At 58.2% G+C, this 2,613-nt stretch carries 2 protein-coding genes; both read right to left on the minus strand.

From position 1 onward, the window contains the following. Positions 1-80 precede the first annotated feature (80 nt). Positions 81-836: an IS21-like element ISAs29 family helper ATPase IstB gene (istB, locus tag OKC29_RS22950; protein ID WP_000194037.1), complete on the minus strand. Its 756-nt coding sequence runs from the start codon at positions 834-836 to the stop codon at positions 81-83. A 14-nt stretch (positions 837-850) separates the two neighbouring features. After that, positions 851-2,392 carry an IS21-like element ISAs29 family transposase gene (gene istA, locus OKC29_RS22955; protein ID WP_041206683.1) on the minus strand — a complete coding sequence of 514 codons (1,542 nt, stop codon included), beginning with the start codon at positions 2,390-2,392 and terminating at the stop codon, positions 851-853. Positions 2,393-2,613 lie beyond the last annotated feature (221 nt).

A 2,613-nucleotide genomic window follows, 5' to 3' on the forward strand; every position in this document is an offset into this window, starting at 1 on the left:
TGCGTATTCCGGCGAAGTTGAACAGCCATTCCGGCCAACGTGAACACCCTGATCCTTAACGCGCTCACGTCACCCCGTTTCTAACTCGAGTGTTCAGATTGGGTCAACTCACTTCTCCTCTTTCTCATCGATTCTCCCTTCAGTGACAGCCGGTGAGCGTTGTGCATCAGCCGGTCCAGGATCGCATCTGCCAGAGTGTTGTCCCCCAAGCTCGCGTACCACTCTTCCGTTGGCAGCTGACTGACCACGACCGTCGAGTATTTCCCGTACCGATCATCCATGATCTCCAGCAGGGCGTTGCGCTGCTCGGCATTCACCGCTTCCAGTCCCCAGTCATCCAGGATCAGCAGCTCTATCCTTGCCAGTTGACCCAGCAGTCTGGCGTAACTGCCATCTACCTTGGCCTGGCTCAGCTCAAGTAGCAGACGCGGCAGCCGGTAGTAACGAGTGCTGTGCCCCTGCTGACAGGCTTGGTAGCCCAGCGCACAGGCTAGGTAGGTTTTTCCGCAGCCACAGGGGCCGGTAATGAGCAGGTTCTGGCCCCGGCGCAGCCACTCTCCTTGGGCCAGGTTTGCCACCTGTGACCGCTCCAGGTTGCGTGCAGACTGGTAGTCCACCTCTTGCACCGTGGCCTGGAGTTTGAGCCTCGCCTGCTTGACCAGCCGAGCTTGTTTACGCTGCTCCCGGCTCAGTTGTTCGTGTTCGACCAGCAGGCTTAGCCGCTCGATGAAGGGCAGCCCTTCGTAGGTACTTGCCTGTTCCAGTTGTTGTTGCACGGCATCCGCCATGCCAGTCAGTTTCAGGTGTCTCAAGCGGGTCAGCGTTTGTTGGGTCATGGGACGTATCCTCTTTAGTGGAAGCTCTGGGGGCCGCGGATGTTCTCGTGCTCTTGCGGCAGTTCTGGATAACTGAGCGGACTTGCGGGCAGTTGGTCGCGGCCACTGGTCAGCACCGACTTGAGCTGCTTGAGCCGCACCAGTCCTTCCCGGTTGGCCAGCTGGCAACAGGCTTCGACTCGTGATGGCGGATACTCCCGGCTAAGACTCAGCAGTCCCAGGCAGAGTCGGTATGCCTGCTCGGCATGGGCTTTCTCTGCCAGCCGTTCGCTAACCCAGCACAAGGTGCCCGGTCCGATGTCGGCAGCCCACTGCTTAAGACGCCCTGGCGTCCAGCGTTGCTGCTTGCTGTGACGTTCCGGCATGTGCTCAGGGAGTGTGCTCATCCCCGGGATGGTTTTACGCGGATGGCTCGCGACCAGCTGTTGCTGGTGATAGACCTGAAGCAGGGTATCGCCCGCATGGAGCTCCAGTTGCTGACCCACATACTGGTGCGGCACCGAGTAATGGTGCTGCTCATAGCTGACGTGATAGTCGATGTTGACCTTGACCGTTTTGATGGCGACATAGCGATAGGGATGCACCGGTAGTGACCCCAGTGCCGGGCGGTCCAACTGCTCAAACGCCTCGCGTCGGTTACCGGGCAGCTGCTTGAACGGGCGCTCGTTGAGCTCATTCAACAAAGCCCGGATGCACTGGTTTAGCTCGGCAAGCGAGAAGAAGGTCTGATGGCGTAGACGAGCCAGGATCCAGCGCTCGACGATCTGCACACCCACCTCGGCCTTGGCTTTGTCCTTAGGCTTGTAAGGGCGAGCTGGCATCACCGCCACCTGATAGTGCTCGGCCAACTGCTGGTAGCTGGGGTTGAGCTCGGGATCGTATCGGCAAGCCTTGCTGACACCGCTCTTGAGGTTGTCGGGGATCAGCAGTACCGGTGTCCCGCCGAAAAACTCAAAGGCACGGACATGGCTTTGCAGCCAGTCCGGCAGTGACTGGGACCAGGTGGCCTCGGCAAAGGTGTAGTTGGACGCACCGAGCACGGCGACAAAGACTTGTGCCTGACGGACCTCACCCGTAGTCGGCGACACGATGGGCACCGTGGGCCCGCAGTAGTCGATAAAGAGCTTTTCCCCCGCCTTGTGGATCTGGCGCATGGAGCGCTTTTGCAACTGACACCAGGACTTGTAACGGTCACAGAACTGGGAGTAGCTGTAACAGCTATTGGGATAGCGCTGGGTGTACTCCTCCCAGAGCAGCTGTTTGGAGACCCCCTTGCGCTTGAGCTCCTGATGGACAGAGGGCCAATCCGGCACAACATGGCGGGCCGAGATGGTGGTATCGGCCTGCGGATAGAACAGGGCAGCCAGTCGGCCATCATCAAGCTCGGTAGGTAAGGGCCAGGTAAGGCCGAGCGCCTGGGCACTTTTGAGGAGTTTCTGGATGGAGCCGACACTGACCTTGGTACAGATACTGATTTGGCGAACAGAGAGGTCAGCTTCCAGCCGCAGTCGCAGCACTTCACGAATTTTACGCATTGCAATCCTCTTGGCAGACATAGGCTCTTCCCTGGCAAAAGGGAGAGCGTATCAAAGGTTTTTAAATCAATGCGTTAAGGATGATTCCGGTGAATGTGAACAGTGATTCCGGGATGTTGAACACTGTTTCCGGAAAGGAGGGGCGAAGTGTTCAGGTTGAACCGGAATGAGCGTTCACATTGGTCCGGAAATGGTGTTCACGTTGAATCGGAATTGGTGTTCATGATCGGCCGGAATATGCA

Source organism: Aeromonas sp. QDB34 (genome assembly GCF_027705405.1).
Taxonomy (GTDB): Bacteria; Pseudomonadota; Gammaproteobacteria; order Enterobacterales; family Aeromonadaceae; genus Aeromonas; species Aeromonas hydrophila.

Excerpts from the sequence above, each read along its gene's own strand:
- istB (WP_000194037.1), bottom strand. The coding sequence starts at position 836 with ATGACCCAACAAACGCTGACCCGCTTGAGACACCTGAAACTGACTGGC.
- istA (WP_041206683.1), bottom strand. The coding sequence starts at position 2,392 with ATGTCTGCCAAGAGGATTGCAATGCGTAAAATTCGTGAAGTGCTGCGA.